This window comes from Streptomyces sp. NBC_00536, from assembly GCF_036346295.1.
GTDB lineage: Bacteria > Actinomycetota > Actinomycetes > Streptomycetales > Streptomycetaceae > Streptomyces.
On sequence record NZ_CP107819.1, the window covers coordinates 3,306,765 to 3,327,725 of the forward strand.

Consider the following 20,961-nt stretch of genomic DNA (forward strand, 5'->3'; position numbering starts at 1 on the left):
CCGGCCGGTCTAGCGGACCGGCTGTTCCAGTTCGATCCGTTCCGGCGCCGTCCGGCTCAGGAACAGGGCGAACACCGGCGGCTGTGCCTGGAGCAGTTCGAGGCGCCCGCCGTCCGCCTCGGCGAGGTCCCGGGCCACCGCGAGGCCGATGCCCGTGGAATTCCGGCCACTGATCGCCCGTTCGAAGATCCGGTTGCCGAGGTCCGGGGGCACTCCCGGCCCGTCGTCCGTCACCTCGATGACCGCCTGGTTCCCGGTCACGCGGGTGCGCAGGGCGACCGTGCCGCCGCCGTGCATGAGCGCGTTCTCGACCAGCGTCGCCAGCACCTGGGACACCGCGCCCGGCGTGCCCACGGCCCGCATCCCCTGCTTCCCCGAGCGCACGATGGCCCGCCCGGCGCTGCGGTAGGCCGGCCGCCACTCCTCCACCTGCTGCTTGACGATCTCGTCCAGGTCGAAGGGGACCGCCGAGCCCGTGCGCGGGTCGCGGGAGTTCGTCAGCAGCCGTTCCACCACGTCCGTGAGCCGCTCCACCTGGGTGAGGGCGATGCTCGCCTCCTCCCGTACGGTCTCCAGGTCGTCCGTGACCGTGATCTCCTCCAGCCGCATCGACAGCGCGGTCAGCGGGGTCCGCAGCTGGTGCGAGGCATCGGCGGCCAGGCGCCGCTCGGCGGTCAGCATCCGCCCGATCCGCTCCGCGCTGGCGTCCAGTACGTCCGCGACCCGGTCCAGCTCGGGAACCCCGTACCGCTTGTGGCGCGGCCGGGGGTCGCCCGAGCCGAGCCGCTCGGCCGTCTCGGCGAGGTCGGTGAGCGGGGAGGCCAGCCGGTTGGCCTGGCGCACGGCGAGCAGTACGGCCGCCACGACGGCCAGCAGGGCGACGGCGCCGACGACCGCGAGGGTGCGCCCGACCTCCTTGGTGACCGTGGAGCGGGACTCCTCGACCACCACGCTCTCGCCGTTCTCGCCCTTGGCGGAGCCGCGCAGGGCGCTGCCGTCGATGGGCACGCCGATGCCGACCGGGGGCTGGCCCGGGACCTGGATGCGGGCGTAGCGCCCGGCGTCCAGCTGCTCGCCGAGGGAGCGGGCGTCGATGCCCTTCTTCTCCAGCACGTTCGACTCGACGATGCCGACGAGGCGCAGGGCCTCGGATTCGACACTGTCCTGGGCACTGCTGGTGATCGTCCGGGTCTCCACGATCACCAGGGAGATCCCGAACACGGCGATCACGACGAGCACCACGGCGAGCGTGGAGTTGATCAGGCGGCGGCGCATGCCTTAGAGGATGCCCTAACGGCCACCACCGGGGCGCTCGGCTCTTGGGTCAGCTCTTGGGTCAGCTCTTCTCGAAGCGGAAGCCGACGCCCCGCACGGTCGCGATGTAGCGGGGGTTCGCGGCGTCGTCGCCCAGCTTCTTGCGCAGCCAGGAGATGTGCATGTCCAGGGTCTTCGTGGAGGACCACCAGGTGGTGTCCCAGACCTCGCGCATGAGCTGGTCGCGGGTGACGACCCGGCCCGCGTCGCGCACCAGGACCCGCAGCAGGTCGAATTCCTTGGCCGTGAGCTGCAGCTCCTCCTCCCCCATCCAGGCGCGGTGCGACTCGACGTCGATCCGCACCCCGTGGGTGGCGGGCGGCTGGGCGGGCTCGGTGGCGCCGCGCCGCAGCAGGGCCCGGACCCGGGCCAGCAGCTCGGCGAGCCGGAAGGGCTTGGTCACGTAGTCGTCGGCCCCGGCATCCAGTCCGACCACGGTGTCGACCTCGTCGGCCCGTGCGGTCAGCACGAGGATCGGGAAGCCGTGGCCCTCGGCACGCAGCCGGCGGGCGACCTCCAGGCCGTCCATCCCGGGCAGGCCCAGGTCCAGGACGACAAGATCGACGCCGCCCTGCAGTCCCGCGTCCAGTGCGGTCGGTCCGTCCTCACGGACCTCGACCTCGTAGCCCTCCCGGCGCAGGGCGCGGGCCAGGGGTTCCGAGATGGATGCGTCGTCCTCGGCGAGCAGTACACGCGTCATGTGGGTGATGGTAGTCCGCGGCGGGCGGCCGCAGGGCTGCACCCGGACACCCCTGCCGATCTACTCTTGTCGGTGCCTCGCGACCTTTGAATGTGATCATTCGGTTCCCTGGGAGCCTGTGATCCATGTCTCAAGTCCATTCATATGCCGCAGTGTCGTGTCGTATGGTGTCGAGACGCCTGATGCACTACCTCGGGACCTTTGTGCCGAAAAGCGAGCCAAAGGTCTCTACTTCTGTCCTGACCGGTGAGGCAGTCTCTTGTGACTGCCCTCTCCGGGCTTGATGACAGTGAATGACCTGTGGGCCGGGCCCTGCGCGCGAAGATGCGCGACAGGGCGTGGATCCCGGTGTCGTATGTCCCTTCACCGCCGTATCGACGGTGAGACCCCCGGGCGTGGGGTGGGGCACACGCCGCCGGTGCCGGCCACCCCCCACCGGGCGCTGTACCGCTCACGAAGCGAAGCGTCCCGATCAAGCAAGGATCGACCATGGCTTCCAGCCTGACGAAGGGTTCGGCGGACCCGTCCACCGAAAAGACCTTCTTCGGCCACCCCCGTGGCCTGGCCACTCTGTTCATGACCGAGATGTGGGAGCGTTTCTCCTACTACGGCATGCGCGCACTGCTGGTCTACTACTTGGTCTCGGGCGGCGCCGACGCCGCCACGGGCAGCCAGGGCGGCGGTCTGGCCATGACCGCGGCCACGACCACGGCCATCTACTCCGTGTACGTCTCCATGGTCTACCTCATGGCGATGCCCGGCGGATGGTTCGGTGACCGTGTCTGGGGCGCCCGCAAGACGGTCGCCATCGCCGGTTTCGTGATCATGGCTGGTCACCTGTCGCTGGCCGTTCCCGGCCAGGCGATGTTCTTCGTCGGTCTGATCCTGGTCGCGGCCGGTTCGGGTCTGCTGAAGGCCAACATCTCCACGATGGTCGGCCACCTGTACGACGGTCCCGAGGACCCGCGCCGTGACGGTGGCTTCACCCTCTTCTACATCGGCATCAACCTCGGCGCCTTCGTCGCCCCGCTCGTCGTCGGCACGGTCGGCAAGGAGCACAACTGGCACCTGGGCTTCGCCCTCGCCGCCGTCGGCATGGGCCTGGGTCTGACCCAGTTCCTGCTCGGCACCAAGCACCTGAGCCCGAAGAGCAGCCTGGTCCCGAACCCGCTGTCGCCGGAAGAGCGCAAGGCCGTCCTCACCAAGGTCGCCCTCGCCGTTCTGGGCATCGCCGTCTTCTACGGCGCCGTGGTCGCCCTCGGTGCCTACACGCTGAACTGGGCCCTGGTCCCGCTGACGCTGGCCGGCCTGTTCATCCCGATCGCGGTGCTGACGCGCATCAAGCGCGACAAGGACCTGTCGGGCGCCGAGCAGTCGAAGATGACCGCCTACATCTTCTTCTTCATCGCCGCCGCCGTCTTCTGGATGATCTACGACCAGGGTGGCTCCACGCTGTCCCTGTTCGCGGACGACAAGACCGCCGACACCGTCTTCGGCCTCGGCTTCTCGGCCACCTGGTACCAGTCGCTGAACCCGCTGTTCGTGATGGCCCTGGCCCCGGTCTTCGCCTGGCTGTGGCTGTGGCTGGCGCGCAAGAACCAGGAGCCGAACACCATCGTGAAGTTCGCGATGGGTCTGGTCCTGATCGGCGCCTCGTTCTTCGTCTTCATCGTCCCGATGAACATGGCGGGCGGCGACGTCAAGGTCTCCCCGATGTGGCTCGTCTCGATCTACATGATCCAGACCATCGGTGAGCTGTGCGTCTCCCCGGTCGGCCTCTCCGTCACCACGAAGATGGCCCCGCAGAAGTACGCCTCCCAGATGATGGGTGTCTGGTTCCTCGCGGTCACCGCCGGTGACTGCATCACCAGCCTCCTGTCCATCGGCAACGTGGACCTGAACGGCACCTGGGTCATCGGCTTCGAGGCCCTGGCCGCGGTGGTCGCGGGCTTCGCGGTCTGGATGTACCGCAAGAAGGTCCAGGGGCTGATGGGCTCCGTGCACTGACGCACGCCCCCCTCAGCGCACTGCCTCACGCGCACTGAGCACGTACGGAACGGCCCGGCACACCGGAAGGTGTGCCGGGCCGTTCCGCGTTTCCCGTTGCTGTGTGGCGGTTACCTCGTGCCGCGCAGCCGGCGCCACGGGGTGAAGGTGAAGACCGCGCCGCCGAGCAGGACCACGGTCCCGGCGACCAGCGCCAGGGCCTTGATGCCGCCGTCGCCGGAGGCGCCGGTCTCGGCCAGGCCGCCCGCCGCGGCCGCGGCGCCGCCGCCGGAGGTCCCGGACGTGCCCGGGGTGCCGGAGCCGCCCGGCTGGGCCGCCGTGTCCAGCTCCAGGGAGACGCCGGTGCTGGACGCCTTGCAGGGCACGGTGATGGGCGGGGCGCCCGCGCCCATCGTGACGTCGATGGTCAGCTGGTCGGGGCTGAGCGTCACCTTGCCGGTCTTGCCGGGCGTGTAGGTGCCGGTCATGTCGCTCAGGCTGACCGGGGCCTTGCTCGGGATCGGCTCGGCGTTGGCGGGGCCGGTGACCTTGACCGTACCGCTGTCGGCGCCGCCGAGCTTGATGTTCATCGAGGGCTTGAGGGCCCCCGCGGGCAGGTCCATCGGGCTGGCCATGGCGCCCTTGGCGGTCTTGACGGTCAGCGCGTAGGCACCGCCGTTCTTCTTGGCGCTGATCGTCACCGGGGTCTTGATGCCGCCGGGGACGACCGTTCCGCAGTCGTAGGCGACCTCCACGGGCTTGCCCGGGAAGTCGGTCTGGCCCCCGCTGCCGCCGGTGGTCGCGCCGCCGGTGGTCGCCCCGCCGGTCGTGGTCGCCCCTCCGGTGGTCGTCGCGCCGCCCGTGGTGGCCCCTCCTGTGGTGGCCCCACCGGTCGTGGCGCCGCCGGTCGTGGCACCGCCGGTCGTGGCACCGCCCGTGGTCGCACCGCCCGTGCTGGAGCCGCCCTCGACCTTGATGGTCGCCCCGGTCTTCACCGTCTCCTTGGGCGAGCACTTGGTCTCGGTGGTCATGATCTGGTTGACGTTGATCGTGTACTTGTCGGGCGTGAGCGTGATGTCGCCCGCCTTCTCGATCTTGAGCTTGCCCTTCATGTCCGGCAGCACCATCTGGGCGCCCTTGGGGATCGGCGGGTTCTGCCGCGGGCCCTGGACCGCCACGGTGCCGCTCTGGGCCCCGCCGACGGTGACGTTGCCGCTCGGCTGGACGACGTCCTTGTTCAGGTCCAGCACGTCCGGGTTCTTCGAGGCCGCCTTGACCGTCTTCCAGGTGATGTCCACGGTGTCACCGACCTTGGCGGTCGCCGGCGCCGTGATCTCCACCGTCGTCTCGCCCTCGATCGGGGGGAGATTGGCGATGGCGGGCGGGATGCACTCGGTCTTGAAGGTGATCTCGGCGGCCTGGGCGGGGGTCGCCGCCAGCAGGATCCCCGCCCCGCCGAGCATCAGCGCGACCCCGGCCGCGCTCATCCTCCGTTGGGTCTTCACGACGTTCCCTTCGTTGTCGGATGGTCTTCTGACGGTGCGGATGTCAGTGGTGCGGTGTTCCGTGCGGGTGGTGCTCCCGGCGCGTCGGTGCTCTCCGGGGTGAACCACGGCAGTACGGCCGTGGTGGTCTGGGGGGTCTCGGCCACGGGGCGGCCCGCCGGGCGGCGTACGGCGGGCCGCCCGCCGGGGACCCGCGGGAGCCGGGCGGTGACGGCGGTCGCCGGGTCGCGGGACCCGTCGGCGGCGCCGCTGCCGCGGTGGCGGCCGGAACCGGGGGCGCGCGGGCGGACCTTGTCGACGACGGCCATGCCGATCCGGAAGAGCGCCGCGGGGATCACCAGGCAGAGCAGGAGCCAGAAGAGGAGGACGCCGTACGGCCGGTCCACCCCCCAGGGCTGGGTGGCCAGGACCTTCTCGCCGTATTTGAGCGAGAGCGTGTAGTCGCCGTACGCGCCCGCGTCGAGCGGGACGTCGATCGCGACCCGGGCCTTCTGGCCCGGCGGGATCGTGCCCTTCCACTGGTGTTCCTCCCAGGTCGGCGCGAACACCCCGTGGGCGGTGCCGATCTGGAAGACGGGGTCGGTGACCGGGGCCGAGCCGAGGTTGCCGACGGTGACCACGAACTTCCGGCTCGGCGGGGCGCCGAACCAGGTCAGCACGCCGTCGTCGCCCTCCAGCTGGACCCCGGTCAGGATCGCGAGGCGGGCCGTCCCGGACTCCGCGGGCAGTTCCGCCACCGGGTGGTCGGTGATCTTGACGGGGACCGCGACGGTGGACTGGTCCCCGTTGACGGAGGCCACGTTGACCACGCAGGGACAGGGCTTGGGCGGGCCCACCACGGGCAGTTGGGCCGCGAAGTGCCCCGCGTCGTCGACGGCGACCGCGGTGCCGTCCGCGTTGGCGCAGCTGTTGGTGCCGCCGATCATGTTCTGCCCGCAGACCAGCAGCATCACCATGGTCTTGGGCCGCCAGCCGGCGCCGGTGACGGTGACCTCGGTGCCCTTGGCGACCTCCTGGAGGGAGAGCGTCGCGGTGGGTTTGCCGTCGGCCCCCGGCGCGGACCAGGCCGGTACGGCCGCCAGCGCGAGGAGGGCGCCCGTCACGGTGGCCACCAGGGCCGCCGCCCAGCGGCGCGGGAGCGGGACAACGCAGCGCGTGCTCACCTGGGCGCTCCCGTCAACTCGTGTTCTGGCAGGTGGGGTTCGACGTCGGGACCGCCATCGGCCCCGGCGTCGTCCACGGACGTGGGCGCGCCCCCGTCGGAGGGCGCCGCGCGGGACGTCCGCCGCCGGGTGCGGGCGAGCAGGTGCGCGGCCAGGGCGGTGGCGGCGAGGCCGAGCAGGCCCGCGCCGGTCCACCCCACCAGGCCCCAGGGCACGCACCACGCGGAGGCGGTGGCCGTGGCCCGCGCGCCACCGGGGGCGGTGACGGTGAGGGTGAGGTCGACGTCGTCGAACACCGGGGCCCCGGGCCAGGGTTCGCTCAGCTCGACCCGCTGGCCGGGCAGCAGTTCCACGGGCAGGGTGCGCGCCGTACGGCCCGGCACCTCGCCGAAGAGGCCCTCGGCGCGCACGGTCAGTTCGGGCGCGAGCGCCACGTTCCCGCGGTTGACCAGGGTGTAGCGGATGACGGCGGCCGCGCCCTTGCCGCTGACCGAGGCGTGCTCGACGGTGAGGGCGGCCAGTACCGGGCCGCTGACGCGCAGGTGGACCCGTACGGCCGCCTCGTGGCCGGATTCGGCGGCGACGACGGCGACGGGGTGGTCGCCGGGCACGGCCGAGGGCGGCACGGTGACGGTGAAGGGGACCACGGCGCGGGTGTGCGGCGGGATGGTGACGGTGCGGGTCGCGCCGAAGCTGATCCAGGCGGCGGCCGCGGTGGATTCGGTGGCCGGGCGCACCGCGAGGGCCCCGGCCCCGGTGTTGTAGGCGTCGGCTCCGCGCAGGGTCACGGTGTGTTCCCGGTCGGTGGGGTTGGCCAGGGCCAGCCGGTCCTCCAGCACGGCGCCGGGGGTTCCCTCCAGGTAGAAGTACGGGCGGGCGCCGCCGGGCCGGGTGGCCGGCCCGGCGGCGGGCCCGGCGCTCCACCCGGGGTCCGGCGCCGCCCACGCCGGAGCGGCGGACGGCAGGACCAGGAGGAGGACCGCCGCGAGCGCCCCGGACAGCCCGAGCACCCCGGACAGTCCGAGCGGCGCACGGCGGGTATGACGGCGCAGCTCGGGCATGGCCGGGTCCGCTCCGTTCAGGACCGGGCCCGCTGGCCGCGCCGGGTCAGCCAGAGCACGCCAGCGGCGCCGGAGAGCACCACGGTGCCGCCCAGGGTGCCCAGCGCGAGGGCGGAGTCGGCGGGGCCGGTCTGCGGGAGGGTGTCGGAGCCGCCGGACGCGGCGGCCGTCACGTCCATCTCCAGGGACGGCTTGGGGCTGTTGCCGGCCTTGCAGGTGGTCGTGGTGCCCATCGCCTTGATGGTGAGCACGCCCGCGGTGAAGGTGACCTTGCCGCTCTTCTTCGGCTTGTAGGTGCCCGAGAGGTCGGAGATCTTGATGGGCGCGTTGGCGGGCGCGGCGGCCGCGTTGGGCGGGCCCACGACCGGGACACTGGCCGTCTCGGACCCGGTGACCGTGACGACGGCGCTGGGTGACATGGCGCCGGGGCCGAGTTCGATGGGGCTGGAGGAGACGCCCTTCTGGAAGGACATCGTGAGCTTGTAGGCGTCGCCCTCCTTGACGGCCTTGATGTCGATGGGCGAGACCGCCGACTTCGGGCCGATCGGGGTCTCGCAGTCGTACTTGACGTCGACCACATCGGCCTGCGCGGCCGGGGCGGCCAGCAGGACCGCCGATCCGGCCAGCGCGGTGGCGAGCGCGAGCGCGGTGGAGCGTTTCCGGTTGGACACCTTCGTCTTCCCCTCGGGCCTCGGAACCACGTGTCACTGATGGCAAGTTACTGACGGCACATCAGATTTGGTGGCTCAAAGTACGCCGAGGGGCCTACGGAGGGAAGAGACAAGGACACCCCGGTATCAGGAGGCCCTGACACCTCGCTGCCACACGGCCGAAACGAGCGGGACGCCCGGGCGGTAGGCCAGGTGGACGTGGCTCGGGGCCTCCAGAACGGCCAGATCCGCGCGCGCACCGGGCGTGAGCGTGCCGATGTCGCCGCGCCGCAGGGCCCGGGCGCCGCCCGCGGTGGCGGACCAGAGGGCCTCGTCCGGGGTCATGCCCATGTCCCGGACGGCGAGGGCGATGCAGAAGGGCATGGAACTCGTGTACGAAGAGCCGGGGTTGCAGTCGGTCGACAGCGCCACGGTCGCACCCGCGGCCAGCAGCCGCCGGGCGTCCGGCCACTGCGCGCGGGTGGAGAACTCGGCGCCGGGCAGCAGGGTGGCCACCGTGGTCCCGGCGGCCTGGCCGAGCGCGTCGACATCGGCGTCGGTGAGGTGCGTGCAGTGGTCGGCGGAGGCCGCCTCCAGCTCCACGGCGAGCTGCACGCCGGGGCCGTGGGAGAGCTGGTTGGCGTGGATCCGCGGGATCAGGCCCGCGGCCGCGCCCGCGGTGAGGATGGCACGGGCCTGGTCCCCGTCGAAGGCTCCCTTCTCGCAGAAGACGTCCACCCAGCGGGCGTACGGGGCGCAGGCCGCCAGCATCTCGCCGGTGACGAGGTCGACGTACGCGGCCGGGTCCGCGGCGAAGTCGGGGGAGACGATGTGCGCGCCGAGGTAGGTGACCTCCTCGGTGTGCGCGGCGGCGATGCGCAGGGCGCGGGCCTCGTCCTCGACGGTCAGGCCGTAGCCCGACTTGGTCTCGAAGGTGGTCGTCCCCTGCCGGCGGGCCTCGTCGAGGTGGCGCACCAGATTGGCCTCCAGCTCCGCGTCGGTGGCGGCGCGGGTGGCGGCGACGGTGGTGCGGATGCCTCCGGCGGAGTAGGCGCGGCCGGACATCCGGGCGTTGAACTCCTGGGTGCGGTCGCCCGCGAAGACGAGGTGCGAGTGGGAGTCGACGAAGCCGGGGATCACGGCGCGGCCGTGCGCGTCGAACGACCGGTCGGCGGCCGGGGCCTGTGCGGTGGGGCCGACCCAGGCGACCTTGTCGTCCTCGATGACGACGGCGGCGTTCTCGATCAGCCCGAGGGCGGTGCCGTTGCCCTGGGCGGGGTCGTTGGTGACGAGGCTGCCGATGTTGCTGATGACGGTGGTGGTCACGGGGTTGTCCTCTCGATAACCGGGGCTCCGCCCCGGACCCCGCGCCTCAATCGCCGGCGGGGCTGAAATGTGCGCTCAAACGCCGCGCGGGCTGAGTTTGCGCTCAAACGCCGCGCGGGCTGGAAGATGCCGCTGCGCGGCATTCCCAGCCTCGCCGACGGGCCGGGAATGTGCTGCGCACATCCGGCCCGCGTGGCGCGGGATGTGCGCAGCACATTCCCGGCCCGTCGGCCTGGGTTGCGCAGCACGTTCCCGCCCGCACGGCCTGGACTGCGCGGCACGTTCCCGCCCGCACGGCCTGGACTGCGCGGCACGTTCCCGCCCGCACGGCGTGGGATTGCGGCACAACCCTGCCCGCGCGGCGTGGGGTTGCGCAGCAATCCCAGCCCGCGCGGCGATTGAGCGCACCGCAGCCCGCGCGGCGATTGAGCGCGCTTACAGCCCCGCCGGCGTTTGAGGCGCGGGGTCTGGGGCGGAGCCCCAGGGGGGTCAGCCGCGGAGGGCGGCGATCGCATCGGCCAGCGCTGCGGGCACGTCCCCGACCAGGGCGTGCGCGCCGTCGCGGACGATGTGGCGGCCCGCGACGACCGTGTGGCGGATGTCCGCGGCGGAGGCCGCGAAGACGGCGGTCTCGGCAGCCAGCCGGGGCAACGGTCCCGCCGTCCGTACGGAGTCCAGCGCGACCGTGGTGAAGTCGGCGAGCGCGCCCGCCTCCAGGCGGCCCGCGTCGGCCCAGCCGAGCGCCGCGTGGCCGTCCGCGGTGGCGGCGGACAGCAGCGCGTTCGCCGTCCAGTGGCCCCGGGTGCGGCTGCGCAGGCGCTCGTTCAGCTCCATCGCGCGGGCCTCTTCGAGGAGGTCGATGACGGCGTGGCTGTCGCTGCCCAGGGACAGCGGGCTGCCCGCGTGCTGCAGCCGGGTGGCCGGGCCGATGCCGTCGGCGAGGTCGCGTTCGGTGGTGGGGCACATGCAGGTGCCGGTGGAGGTGCCGCCGAGGAGGGCGATGTCCCCGTCGGTGAGGTGCGTGTTGTGCACGCCGGTGGTGCGCGGGCCCAGCACCCCGTGGTCGGCGAGCAGCTGGGTGGGGGTGCGCCCGTGCGCGGCCTGGCAGGCGTCGTTCTCGGCGGTCTGCTCGGAGAGGTGGACGTGCAGCGGGGCCCCGCGCTCGGCGGCCCAGGCGGCGACCGTGGCGAGCTGGTCGGCGGGCACGGCGCGCACGGAGTGGACGGCCGCGCCGATCAGGGCGTGCTCGCGGGGCTTGAGGGCGGCGGCCCGCTCGGCCCAGGCTTCGGCGGTGCCGTCGGAGAAGCGCAGCTGGTGCGGTTCCGGGGCCTGTCCGAAGCCGGAGGAGAGGTAGGCGGTGTCGAGGAGGGTGATGCGGATCCCGGCCTCGGCGGCGGCTTCGATCAGCGCTTCGCCCATGGCGTTGGGGTCGGCGTAGGGCGTGCCGCCGGGCGCGTGGTGCACGTAGTGGAACTCGCCCACCGCCGTGATCCCGGCCAGTGCCATCTCCGCGTACACGGCGCGGGCGAGGGCGAAGTACCGCTCGGGGGTGAGGTTCTGGGCGGCCTTGTACATGAAGTCGCGCCAGGTCCAGAAGGTGCCGCTGCCGACCTGGACGGTGCCGCGCAGGGCCCGGTGGAAGGCGTGGCTGTGCGCGTTGGCCAGGCCGGGGAGGGTGAGGCCGCGCAGGATCTCGGCGCCCGGCGGCGGGGTGGCGGTCCCGGTGCGCAGGGCGGCGATCCGGCCGTCCTTGACCTCCAGGACGACGCCCGGCTCGACGTGGGTGCCGAGCCAGGCGTGTTCCAGCCAGTACGTGTTGTGCTGCGCGGTCAGCGGCACGCTAGACCTTCCAGTACGTCGGCGAGGGCGAGGACTCCGGCGACGCAGTCGTCCTCGGCGGCGTACTCGGCCGGGGAGTGGGAGACGCCGGTGGGGTTGCGCACGAACAGCATCGCGGTCGGGATCGATCCGGAGAGGATTCCGGCGTCGTGTCCCGCGCCCGTGCCGAGGACGGGGACGGCCCCGCCCAGGATCCGGTTCAGCTCGTCGCGCAGGGCGTGTTCGAACTCGATGACCGGGGTGAAGGACTCCCGGACCACGCTCAGGTCGATGCCCTCGCTCTCGGCGCGTTCCCGGGCGGCCTTCTCGATCGCCGTGACGACGGTGTCGAGGGCGGCCTGGTCGGGGGCGCGGGAGTCGAGCCAGCCGCGGACCAGCGAGGGGATCGCGTTGACCCCGTTGGGCTCGACCGAGATCTTCCCGAAGGTGGCGACGGCCCCGGCGAGGGCCGCCTCTGCGCGGGCCGCGAGCACGGTCTGCGCGTAGGTGAGCATCGGGTCGCGGCGGTCGACCAGCCGGGTGGTGCCCGCGTGGTTGGCCTCGCCGCGGAAGTCGAACCGCCAGCGGCCGTGCGGCCAGATCGCGGAGGCGAGGCCGACCCGGTCCCCGGACAGGTCCAGGGCGCGGCCCTGCTCCACGTGGAGTTCGACGAAGGCCCCGATCCGGGCCAGGCGTTCGGGGTCGGCGCCGATGGCCTCCGGGTCGTATCCGGCGGCCTCCATGGCTTCGGGCAGCCGGATGCCGTCCGCGTCGCGGAGTTCGTACGCCTTCTCCTTGGTCAGCTGTCCGGCGGCGAGCCGGGAGCCGACGCAGGCGAGCCCGAAGCGGGCGCCCTCCTCGTCACCGAAGTTGGTGATGGCCAGCGGCCTCGCGAACTCCGCGCCGCGCCTGCGGAGTTCGTCCAGGGCCGCGAAGGAGGACACGACGCCGAGGGGGCCGTCGAAGGCGCCGCCGTCGGGGACGGAGTCCAGGTGGGACCCGGTGACGACGGCGTCCCCGGCGAGGGGGTCGCCGAGCCAGGCCCACTGGTTGCCGTTGCGGTCAGTCTCGTACGCGAGCCCGCGGGCCTCGGCCTGGGCCTGGAACCAGGCCCGGCAGTCGGCGTCGGCGCCGGTCCAGGCGTAGCGGCGGTAGCCGCGGCTACCGCTGTCGCGGCCGATGGGGGCGAGCTCGGCCCACATGCTGTGGAAGCTGGTTTCTCCCCGCCCCGCCCTTCCACCGTTCCCCGGGGCTCCGCCCCGGACCCCGGAGGGGGTCCCGCCGGAGGCAAACCCAGCCCCGCCGGCGTTTGAGGCGCGGGGGTCCGGGGGCAGGGCCCCCGGGAACGGCGCCGCACCCTTGCTCACTCGGAATCGCCCTCGCGCATCGGGATGCGGACGTCACGCTCGTCGGCGACGGCCTCGGCGATGTCGTAGCCCGCGTCGACGTGGCGGATGACGCCCATGCCCGGGTCGTTCGTCAGCACCCGGCGGATCTTCTCGCCCGCGAGCTTCGTACCGTCGGCGACGGTGACCTGCCCGGCGTGGATGGAGCGGCCCATGCCGACGCCGCCGCCGTGGTGGATGGAGACCCAGGACGCGCCGGAGGCGACGTTGACCATGGCGTTGAGCAGCGGCCAGTCGGCGATCGCGTCGGAGCCGTCGAGCATGGCCTCGGTCTCGCGGTACGGGGAGGCCACCGAGCCGCAGTCGAGGTGGTCGCGGCCGATGACCAGCGGCGCGGCGAGCGTGCCGTCGGCGACCATCTCGTTGAAGCGCTCACCGGCCTTGTCGCGCTCGCCGTAGCCGAGCCAGCAGATGCGCGCGGGCAGGCCCTGGAAGTGGACGCGCTCGCCCGCCATCTTGATCCAGCGGTGCAGGGACTCGTTCTCCGGGAAGAGGTCGAGCATCGCCTTGTCGGTCTTGTGGATGTCCGAGGCCTCGCCGGAGAGGGCCGCCCAGCGGAAGGGGCCCTTGCCCTCGCAGAAGAGGGGGCGGATGTAGGCGGGGACGAAGCCGGGGAAGGCGAAGGCGCGGTCGTAACCGGCCAGCTGGGCCTCGCCGCGGATCGAGTTGCCGTAGTCGAAGACCTCGGAGCCCGCGTCCATGAAGCCGACCATGGCCTCGACGTGCTTGGCCATGGACTCGCGGGCGCGGGTGGTGAAACCGGCCGGGTCCTTGGCCGCGTAGTCCGCCATGTCGTCGAAGTCGACGCCGACGGGCAGGTAGGCGAGCGGGTCGTGGGCGGAGGTCTGGTCCGTCACGATGTCGATCGGCGCGCCTTCGGCGAGCATCTGCGGGAGCAGTTCGGCGGCGTTGCCGAGCAGGCCGATGGAGAGCGGCTTGCGGGCGTCGCGGGCCTCGGTGGCCAGCTGGAGGGCGTGGCGCAGGTTGTCGGCCTTGACGTCGAGGTAGCGGTGCTCGATGCGGCGGTCGATGGCGCGCGGGTCGACGTCGATGCAGATGGCGACGCCGTCGTTCATCGTGACGGCGAGCGGCTGGGCGCCGCCCATGCCGCCGAGTCCGGCGGTCAGGGTGATGGTGCCGGCGAGGGTCCCGTTGAACTTCTTCGCGGCGACGGCCGCGAAGGTCTCGTAGGTCCCCTGGAGGATGCCCTGGGTGCCGATGTAGATCCACGAACCGGCGGTCATCTGCCCGTACATGGTCAGGCCCAGGTTCTCCAGGCGCCGGAACTCCTCCCAGTTGGCCCAGTCGCCGACCAGGTTGGAGTTGGCGAGCAGGACGCGCGGGGCCCATTCGTGGGTCTGCATGACGCCGACCGGACGGCCGGACTGGACCAGCATGGTCTCGTCCTGCTTCAGCGTCTGAAGCGTGCGGACCATCGCGTCGTACGAGCGCCAGTCGCGCGCGGCCTTGCCGGTGCCGCCGTAGACGACGAGCTTGTCGGGGTGCTCGGCGACCTCGGGGTCGAGGTTGTTCTGGAGCATCCGCAGGGCGGCCTCCTGCTGCCATCCCAGGGTGCTCAGCTCGGTACCTCGCGCGGCACGTACGGGGCGGGGTCCTGACATGGCGGTGCCTCCTCCGTTGTTGGTCAATCCATTCACATACTCGCCCTCTGAATAGGTTCAGTCAACAGCTGCGGGCATGTCGCCGTGATGGTTGGCTGGCGTACATGACCGCGGACACCGCAGCAGGGGCCCGAACCGGCCCGCACGCACCGGATCCCGCCGCGCGCCGGGACCTGGCCGTACGGGCCGCCGTACGGCAGGGGCTGGTGGGGCCGGGCGAGGCCGACGAGCCCCTGGTGTGCCTGCTGGACACGGCCGGGATCCGGGCCTCGGCCGCCGCCCTGACGGCCGCCTTCGCCGCCGCGCTGCCGCCCGGCACCCCCGTCCTGCACGCCTTCGCCGTCAAGGCCTGCCCGCTGGTCCCGGTGCTGCGGCTGCTCGACGGCGCGGGGCTGGGCTGCGAGGTGGCGAGCGCCGGGGAGCTGGCCCTGGCCCGGGCCGCCGGGGTGAGCCCCGGCCGCACCGTCCTGGACTCCCCCGCCAAGACCACCGCCGAACTGCGCGAGGCACTGGCCCTGGGCATCGCCGTCAACATCGACAACCGCCAGGAGCTGGCACGCGTCGACGCCCTGATCGCGGCCGCCCCCGGACCCGTCCGCTCCCCCGTGGGCCTGCGGATCAACCCGCAGACCGGCGCGGGCTCCATCGGCGCGCTCTCCACCGCCACCACGACCTCGAAGTTCGGGTTCGCGCTGCGCGACGAGGGGGCGCGCGAGTGGCTGGTGCGCGCCTGCGTCGAGCGCCCCTGGCTGACCCGGCTGCACACCCACTCCGGATCCCAGGGCGTACCGCTGCCGCTGATCGCGGAGGGGGTGCGTACGGTGCACGCGCTCGCCGAGGAGATCAACGCGGCGGCCGGGCGGCGGCGGATCGACACGGTCGACATCGGCGGCGGCCTGCCGGTGAACTTCGCCTCGGACGAGACGGACCCCACCTACGCCGCCTACGTGGCCGCCCTGCGCGCCGCCGCCCCCGGCCTCTTCGACGGCTCGTACGGCCTGGTCACCGAGTTCGGCCGGTCCCTCACCGCGAAGCACGGCCTGGTGATCGCCCGCGTCGAGTACACGAAGACCACCGGGGCCCGCCCCATCGCGCTCACCCACGCGGGAGTCCAGCTGGCCACCCGTACGGTCTACGCGCCCGCCGTCTGGCCGGTGCGCGTCCTCGCCTACGACGGCCGGGGCCTCCCGAAGGACGGCGAACCGCGCGCCCAGGACATCGCGGGACCCGCCTGCTTCGCGGGCGACCTGCTGGCCGAGGCCCGCCGCCTCCCGCCGCTCGCTCCCGGCGACCTGATCGCCGTACCGGACACGGGCGCCTACTTCTTCACGGCCCACTACGGCTACAACAGCCTGCCGCGCCCGGCGGTGCACGGCTTCACGGTCGAGGACGGCGGCGGGGTCCGCTTCGCGCTGGCCCGCCCGGGGCAGCCGCTCAGCGCGATCGTGACGGAAGCGGGAGGCCGGGAGCGCGACGCCCTCCTGTGACTTCGTCTACTCGGCTACTCCACGAACAAGGACCGGGCGGCGGCCTTGGCGTCGAAGGCCTCCAGCCGGGCCTGCGCGTCCGGCAGCGCGTCCGCCATCGACTCCAGCAGCACCCGCCCCAGGAGCATCGGCGCGCACGCCGTGTCGAAGGCCAGCCCGGTGCCGACCGGGGCCGGGATCAGCAGGTCCGAGTGCCGGGCGACCGGCGCGAAGGCCGAATCGGCGACCGTGACCACCTTCAGGCCCGCCGTACGGGCGTACTCCAGGGCCGCCACCACCTCGCGCGGGTGCCGGGGCAGCGCGAAGCACAGCAGCGCCGAGGCCCCGGATCCGGCCGCCGCGTCGATCCGGTCGGCCAGCATCGAACCGCCCTCGTCCAGCAGCCGTACGTCCGGGTGCACCTTCCCCGCGAAGTACGCGAACCCGCGCGCCTGCGAGGACGCGGCCCGCAGCCCCAGCACCGGCAGCGGCACCGAACCGGCCAGCAGGCGCCCCGCCTCCTCGACGGGCCCCGGGTCGGCGAGCATCGCCGAGAGGTGCCGCAGGTTGTCGATCTCGGCCTGGACGGCCTGCTGGTAGGAGTTGTACGAGTCGCTGCCGGACGCGCCGGGGCGGCTGGCGGGGGCCACCTCGCGCAGGTGCCGGCGCAGCGCCGGGTACCCGTCGAAGCCGAGGGCCACCGCGAAGCGGGTCACCGACGGCTGGCTGACCCCGGCCAGTTCGGCCAGCTCGACACTGGAGAGGAACGGCACCTCGGCCGCCCCGCGCACCATGCAGTGGGCGATCCGCCGCTGGGTCGGCGTCAGCCGGTGCCCCTCGAACAGCTTCTGCAGCCGTGCCGCCGGGCTGTCGCTCATCCCGCCCCCTCCGTCCCGTGTTCCCCTCGGATATTCAGTCAAACAGCACTCTGCATGCGGTTATGCAGGACGGCAAGCCCGTCCCGCTCCGCGGATCGGGAACGGGTCGGGATACGGGGGCTACCCCCAGTGCCGCGCCCCTGCCCCCTCCCTAGCCTGAAGGCATGGAACCCCACACCCACGCCCACACCCAAGAGCTGAAGAAGGACTTCGACGCCACCTTGCGGGCCCGCGGGGAGCTGGGGCCCGAGTACGAGGCGGCGCTCGTCGACTCGTTCGTCGAGAAGGTGGACACCCAGGTCCGGCGGCGCCTGGCCGAACAGCGCCTGCACGAGGCCCGAGGCCACGCGCCCGCCTCGTCCCTCCCCAACTTCGGCGAACGCTTCGGCTTCGCGATGGTCACCCTTGTCCTGGCGATCCCCCTGTCCGCGATCGGCGCCGCCAACGCGGGCCTGAGCGGGCTCCTGGTCTCCTGGGCGGGCATCCTGGGCGTGAACCTGGCCCACGCCAAACCGTGGCGCCGAGCGGAATAGCCTTCCGGGCCCGGCCCGTGCCTCCGGCGGCGCCTGGACGTGCCCCGGAGCGGAGCCCCGAACCCGAGCGGAGTCGGACGCACCCCCGCGCCTCAAACGCCGGCGAGGCTGAATGTGCCCCGCGCCAGCGATCCGAACTCGGGCAGGATCCGGCCCGCCCCTGCCTCCGGCGGCGCCTCAAACGCCGGCGGGGCTGAATGTGCCTGGGCCGGAATTGCGCTCGCCAGGGAGGGACTTCCGGTTGCGGCCGTGGAGCTTCGGGCCGCAGCCCGGGGGGGGCACCCTCAGCCTCGCCGGCGTTTGAGGCGCCGCCGGAGGCACACCCAGCCTCGCGGGCGTTCGGGCCGCCGCCCGGGGGCAAATCCAGCCTCGCCGGCGTTTGAGGCGCCGCCGGAGGCACACCCAGCCCCGCCGGCGATTGAGGCGCCGCCGGAGGCCGGGAGGGGGCGGGCGTAGACCGTTCGTCGGCGGGTCCGGGCGGAGCCCGGGGGGAACAGGGGAGCGTATGGCGGGGACCGCCGCACCCCCGGGCGACCGGGGGGCGGGACGACGGCGGTCCCCGCGAAGGACACGGTCCGGGTCAGGGCCGTCCGCGTCCAAGGCGTCAGACGGTCCGGGAGCCGCTCCGGATGCGTAAGACACCGCTCGTGGCGCCGGAGGAACCGGGAGGGTTCCGTTCCCGGAGCCTCGGTTCCTTCCGACGACCACCACTGTGCCGGAGCCGTGTTAAGCCGGTGCTGCCGTCACGTGTCGGGCCCGTACCGATTGCGCGAAGCGACTACTTCGCGCCGCGCGCCAGGAACGCCAGCAGGTCCTGACGGCTCACCACACCGGTCGGCTTGCCCTCGACGAGGACGATCGCCGCGTCGGCCGTGCCGAGGACCCTCATCAGTTCGGCCACGGACTCGCCGGAGCCGACCTGCGGCAGCGGCGCGCTCATGTGCTTCTCCAGCGGGTCGCTCAGCGAGGCCCGCTGCGCGAACAGCGCCGACAGGAGTTCCTTCTCCACCACCGACCCGATGACCTCCGCGGCCATCACGTCCGGGTGACCGGCCCCCGGCTTGACGATCGGCATCTGCGAGACGCCGTACTCGCGCAGCACCTCGATGGCCTCCCCGACGGTCTCCTCGGGGTGCATGTGGACGAGGGAGGGGATGCCGCCCTCCTTGTCGGCGAGGACCGCGCCGATGCGGGCGGCGGGGCCCGCTTCCTCCAGGAAGCCGTGCCCGGCCATCCACTCGTCGCTGAAGATCTTGCTGAGGTAGCCGCGGCCGCTGTCGGGCAGCAGGACGACGACCACGTCGTCCGGCCCGAGGCCCTCGGCGGCCTTGAGCGCGGCGACGACGGCCATGCCGCAGGAACCGCCGACCAGCAGGCCCTCTTCCTTGGCGAGGCGGCGGGTCATCTGGAAGGAGTCCTTGTCGGACACCGCGATGATCTCGTCCGTCACGTTGCGGTCGTAGGCGCTCGGCCAGAAGTCCTCGCCGACGCCCTCGACGAGGTACGGACGGCCCGAGCCGCCGGAGTAGACCGAGCCCTCGGGGTCGGCGCCGATGACCTTGACCTTGCCGCCGGACACCTCCTTCAGGTACCCGCCGGTGCCGGAGATCGTGCCGCCCGTGCCGACGCCGGCCACGAAGTGGGTGATCTTCCCGTCCGTCTGCTCCCACAGCTCGGGACCGGTGGTCTCGTAGTGCGAGCGCGGGTTGTTCGGGTTGCTGTACTGGTCGGGCTTCCACGCGCCGGGCTCGCGCGCGAGGCGGTCGGACACGTTGTAGTACGAGTCCGGGTGCTCGGGGTCGACGGCGGTCGGGCAGACCACGACCTCGGCGCCGTACGCGCGCATCACGTTGATCTTGTCCATCGAGACCTTGTCAGGACAGACGAAGATGCACTTGTAGCCCTTCTGCTGGGCCACGATGGCGAGTCCTACACCGGTGTTGCCGCTGGTCGGCTCCACGATGGTGCCACCGGGCTTGAGCGCTCCGCTCTGCTCGGCCGCCTCGATCATGCGAACGGCGATGCGGTCCTTCACGGACCCGCCCGGATTGAAGTACTCGACCTTGGCCAGGACGGTGGCCTGGATGCCTTCGGTCACACGGTTGAGCTTCACCAGCGGGGTGTTGCCGACGAGGCTGATCATCGAGTCGTGGAATTGCACCATGTTCTCCAAGGAGGGGACTCCACGGGTTCTCCGGGAGGTCTGGTCAGACTAAGCGGAAAGGGATTGGAGCAGCGGCACTACGGGGCAGGTAAGCCAGCAGAGGCAAGGAGGGTGACCTGAAGTGTCGAGGGCGAGAACGGCCCGCCGGATCGCGGCGGGCGCGGCGTACGGCGGCGGCGGGCTCGGTCTGCTCGGGGCCGCCGCTGTCGGGCTGGTCGTGGCGGAGGTCCAGCTGGCGAAGCGGACCGTGGGCGTCGGCCTGCCGGATCCGCCGCGCGCGGACGGGCTGTACGGGAGCGAGTTCGGCGGCCCTGAGCTGAGTCCCGGCCCGCTGCGCCTCGCCATGCTCGGCGATTCCACGGCGGCGGGGCTCGGCGTGCGGCGGGCCCGGCAGACCCCGGCGGCGCTGCTGGCCTCGGGGCTGGCCGCGGTGGCGGAGCGCCCGGTGCGGCTGCGGAACGTGGCGCTGTCGGGGGCCATGTCGGACGACCTCGACCGGCAGGTGTCGCTGCTGCTGGACCACGGCGAGAAGGCCCCCGATGTGGCCGTCGTGATGATCGGGGCCAATGACGTGACCCGCAGGATGCCGCCGACCCAGTCGGTGCGGCTGCTGACGGCCGCGGTGAAGCGGCTGCGGCTGGCGGGGACCGAGGTCGTGGTGGGCACCTGTCCCGACCTGGGCACGATCGAGCCGGTGTACCAGCCGCTGCGCTGGGTGGCCCGCCGGGTGTCCCGGCAGCTGGCCGCCGCGCAGACCATCGGGGTGGTGGCCCAGGGCGGCCGTACGGTCTCGATGGGGGACCTGCTGGGCCCGGAGTTCGCCGCGAATCCGCGCGAGATGTTCGGCCCGGACTCCTACCACCCGTCCGCCGAGGGGTACGCGACCGCCGCGATGGCCGTGCTGCCGACCCTGTGCGCGACGCTCTCGCTCTGGCCCGAATCCGACCGCCTCGACGTCTCCCGCGACGAGGACATGCTCCCGGTGGCCAAGGCGGCCTCGGCCGCCGCGAACCAGGCGGGCACCGAGGTCACGGCCGCCCGCGCGCCCTGGGCCCTGCTCAAGCACCGGCGGCGCCGGCGGCTGCCGGAGGCCGCCTCGCAGCCGGACGTCGACCGGGCGGCCCCGGGCGCCCCCTCAAGCCCGTCAGGGGGCCCCTCCCAGCGGTAGCTGGGGGAGTTTGAGGACCCGCCGGAGGCCCGACCGAGCCGCACCCGGCTCCCGTACCCCGGCCTCGAAGCGTGCCTGCGGGCCTGACTGCCCTCCGGGGGCGCCTCAAACGCCGGCGGGGCTGAAATTCCGCCCCGGTGCGGTGCTCGTCACATGGCAAGGTCGGTGACCTCGACGGTACGGGCCGGTAACTTCACTTGC

16 protein-coding genes are annotated in these 20,961 nt (G+C 72.8%); 4 read left to right on the forward strand and 12 right to left on the reverse strand.

Annotated elements, in window-relative coordinates; all coding sequences use genetic code 11:
- Window positions 1-9 precede the first annotated feature (9 nt).
- Both OHS33_RS14345 and OHS33_RS14350 read right to left on the reverse strand, forming a co-directional pair.
- Window positions 10-1,275: an ATP-binding protein gene (locus OHS33_RS14345; RefSeq protein WP_330330789.1), complete on the reverse strand. Its 1,266-nt coding sequence runs from the start codon at window positions 1,273-1,275 to the stop codon at window positions 10-12.
- A gap of 61 nt (window positions 1,276-1,336) precedes the next feature.
- Complete coding sequence (locus tag OHS33_RS14350) at window positions 1,337-2,014, reverse strand: response regulator transcription factor (RefSeq protein WP_226734440.1); 678 nt, start codon at window positions 2,012-2,014, stop codon at window positions 1,337-1,339.
- A gap of 489 nt (window positions 2,015-2,503) precedes the next feature.
- Here OHS33_RS14350 and OHS33_RS14355 point away from each other — a divergent pair, with 489 nt between their 5' ends.
- Complete coding sequence (locus OHS33_RS14355; protein WP_330330790.1) at window positions 2,504-4,021, forward strand: peptide MFS transporter; 1,518 nt, start codon at window positions 2,504-2,506, stop codon at window positions 4,019-4,021.
- 110 nt (window positions 4,022-4,131) lie between these two features.
- On the opposite strand, the gene OHS33_RS14360 is transcribed toward OHS33_RS14355, so the two are convergent.
- From OHS33_RS14360 to hutU, 8 genes are all read right to left on the reverse strand, one after another.
- Complete coding sequence (locus OHS33_RS14360; RefSeq protein WP_330335048.1) at window positions 4,132-5,487, reverse strand: hypothetical protein; 1,356 nt, start codon at window positions 5,485-5,487, stop codon at window positions 4,132-4,134.
- A 14-nt stretch (window positions 5,488-5,501) separates the two neighbouring features.
- The gene (locus OHS33_RS14365; protein WP_443065301.1) at window positions 5,502-6,668 is read right to left on the reverse strand and encodes a hypothetical protein; all 1,167 of its coding nucleotides are present in this window, start codon (window positions 6,666-6,668) and stop codon (window positions 5,502-5,504) included.
- Entirely contained in the window at window positions 6,665-7,729 is a 1,065-nt protein-coding gene (locus tag OHS33_RS14370; protein ID WP_330330791.1) for a hypothetical protein, read from the reverse strand. Before OHS33_RS14370 ends, OHS33_RS14365 begins: the two co-directional genes overlap by 4 nt.
- Before the next feature lie 17 nt (window positions 7,730-7,746).
- Window positions 7,747-8,400, reverse strand: a complete 654-nt coding sequence (locus tag OHS33_RS14375; protein WP_330330792.1) for an LPXTG cell wall anchor domain-containing protein — start codon at window positions 8,398-8,400, stop codon at window positions 7,747-7,749.
- A 126-nt stretch (window positions 8,401-8,526) separates the two neighbouring features.
- Window positions 8,527-9,705, reverse strand: coding sequence for an imidazolonepropionase (hutI, locus tag OHS33_RS14380; RefSeq protein WP_330330793.1), 1,179 nt, complete (start codon window positions 9,703-9,705; stop codon window positions 8,527-8,529).
- A gap of 489 nt (window positions 9,706-10,194) precedes the next feature.
- A complete protein-coding gene (locus OHS33_RS14385) occupies window positions 10,195-11,544 on the reverse strand; it encodes a formimidoylglutamate deiminase (protein WP_330330794.1) in 1,350 nt (449 codons plus the stop codon).
- Complete coding sequence (locus OHS33_RS14390; RefSeq protein ID WP_330330795.1) at window positions 11,535-12,725, reverse strand: allantoate amidohydrolase; 1,191 nt, start codon at window positions 12,723-12,725, stop codon at window positions 11,535-11,537. Before OHS33_RS14390 ends, OHS33_RS14385 begins: the two co-directional genes overlap by 10 nt.
- Window positions 12,726-12,886: 161 nt before the next feature.
- Window positions 12,887-14,551 (reverse strand): urocanate hydratase, encoded by a 1,665-nt coding sequence (gene hutU, locus OHS33_RS14395; protein ID WP_330330796.1) that lies wholly within the window; start codon window positions 14,549-14,551, stop codon window positions 12,887-12,889.
- 104 nt (window positions 14,552-14,655) lie between these two features.
- On the opposite strand from hutU, the gene OHS33_RS14400 reads away from it, so the two are divergent.
- A complete protein-coding gene (locus OHS33_RS14400; protein WP_330330797.1) occupies window positions 14,656-16,038 on the forward strand; it encodes a diaminopimelate decarboxylase in 1,383 nt (460 codons plus the stop codon).
- Window positions 16,039-16,052: 14 nt separating this feature from the next.
- Here the strand turns inward: OHS33_RS14400 and OHS33_RS14405 are convergent, their stop codons facing one another.
- The gene (locus OHS33_RS14405) at window positions 16,053-16,895 is read right to left on the reverse strand and encodes a MurR/RpiR family transcriptional regulator (RefSeq protein ID WP_330330798.1); all 843 of its coding nucleotides are present in this window, start codon (window positions 16,893-16,895) and stop codon (window positions 16,053-16,055) included.
- Between the two features lie 164 nt (window positions 16,896-17,059).
- On the opposite strand from OHS33_RS14405, the gene OHS33_RS14410 reads away from it, so the two are divergent.
- A complete protein-coding gene (locus OHS33_RS14410; RefSeq protein WP_330330799.1) occupies window positions 17,060-17,428 on the forward strand; it encodes a hypothetical protein in 369 nt (122 codons plus the stop codon).
- Window positions 17,429-18,206: 778 nt separating this feature from the next.
- Here the strand turns inward: OHS33_RS14410 and OHS33_RS14415 are convergent.
- Complete coding sequence (locus OHS33_RS14415; RefSeq protein WP_330335050.1) at window positions 18,207-19,589, reverse strand: cystathionine beta-synthase; 1,383 nt, start codon at window positions 19,587-19,589, stop codon at window positions 18,207-18,209.
- A gap of 124 nt (window positions 19,590-19,713) precedes the next feature.
- Here OHS33_RS14415 and OHS33_RS14420 point away from each other — a divergent pair, with 124 nt between their 5' ends.
- On the forward strand, window positions 19,714-20,760 hold the full coding sequence (locus OHS33_RS14420; RefSeq protein ID WP_330330800.1) for an SGNH/GDSL hydrolase family protein: 1,047 nt from the start codon (window positions 19,714-19,716) through the stop codon (window positions 20,758-20,760).
- The last annotated feature ends 201 nt before the right edge of the window (window positions 20,761-20,961 follow it).

What these genes read in the sequence shown, in the direction of transcription:
- OHS33_RS14345 (WP_330330789.1), bottom strand. Translation starts at nt 1,275, where the DNA reads ATGCGCCGCCGCCTGATCAACTCCACGCTCGCCGTGGTGCTCGTCGTG.
- OHS33_RS14350 (WP_226734440.1), bottom strand. Translation starts at nt 2,014, where the DNA reads ATGACGCGTGTACTGCTCGCCGAGGACGACGCATCCATCTCGGAACCC.
- OHS33_RS14355 (WP_330330790.1), top strand. Translation starts at nt 2,504, where the DNA reads ATGGCTTCCAGCCTGACGAAGGGTTCGGCGGACCCGTCCACCGAAAAG.
- OHS33_RS14360 (WP_330335048.1), bottom strand. Translation starts at nt 5,487, where the DNA reads ATGAGCGCGGCCGGGGTCGCGCTGATGCTCGGCGGGGCGGGGATCCTG.
- OHS33_RS14370 (WP_330330791.1), bottom strand. Translation starts at nt 7,729, where the DNA reads ATGCCCGAGCTGCGCCGTCATACCCGCCGTGCGCCGCTCGGACTGTCC.
- OHS33_RS14390 (WP_330330795.1), bottom strand. Translation starts at nt 12,725, where the DNA reads ATGTGGGCCGAGCTCGCCCCCATCGGCCGCGACAGCGGTAGCCGCGGC.
- hutU (WP_330330796.1), bottom strand. Translation starts at nt 14,551, where the DNA reads ATGTCAGGACCCCGCCCCGTACGTGCCGCGCGAGGTACCGAGCTGAGC.
- OHS33_RS14400 (WP_330330797.1), top strand. Translation starts at nt 14,656, where the DNA reads ATGACCGCGGACACCGCAGCAGGGGCCCGAACCGGCCCGCACGCACCG.
- OHS33_RS14405 (WP_330330798.1), bottom strand. Translation starts at nt 16,895, where the DNA reads ATGAGCGACAGCCCGGCGGCACGGCTGCAGAAGCTGTTCGAGGGGCAC.
- OHS33_RS14410 (WP_330330799.1), top strand. Translation starts at nt 17,060, where the DNA reads ATGGAACCCCACACCCACGCCCACACCCAAGAGCTGAAGAAGGACTTC.